Genomic DNA, 308 nt, shown 5'->3' with positions numbered 1-308 from the left:
CTTCGTCGGTGCTGCGTGCGCCGGTGGCCGTCTTCTTGACCACGGGCATGCCCAGCTTGTCGAAGAAGATTTCGCCCAGCTGCTTGGGGCTGGCCAGGTTGAAGGGCTGGCCCGCGATGTCGTAGGCCTCCTGCTCCAGCTGCACGATGCGCTGGCCCAGGTCGTTGCTCTGCCTGGCCAGCGTAGCGGCATCGATGAGCACGCCGTTGCGCTCTATGCGGAACAGGGCCTCGCTGGTGGCGATCTCCAGCTCGTAGACGCCGCGCAGGCCGTCGTTGGCCTGCAGCTGCGGCCACAGCACGCGGTGC

General features: G+C 67.5%; 1 protein-coding gene. It reads right to left on the bottom strand.

Annotated features, from left to right (window positions below; translation table 11 throughout):
• A partial coding sequence (locus tag ACFIKI_RS08425) for a DNA polymerase (RefSeq protein ID WP_375666757.1) occupies positions 1–308 on the bottom strand: 308 nt, incomplete at both ends.

Origin of the sequence: Bartonella sp. TT121SHDZB (genome assembly GCF_042193415.1) — a bacterium.
GTDB lineage: Bacteria > Pseudomonadota > Alphaproteobacteria > Rhizobiales > Rhizobiaceae > Bartonella.
Note: the sequence above shows the minus strand (reverse complement) of the source record. Positions and strands in the feature narration are given on the sequence as shown.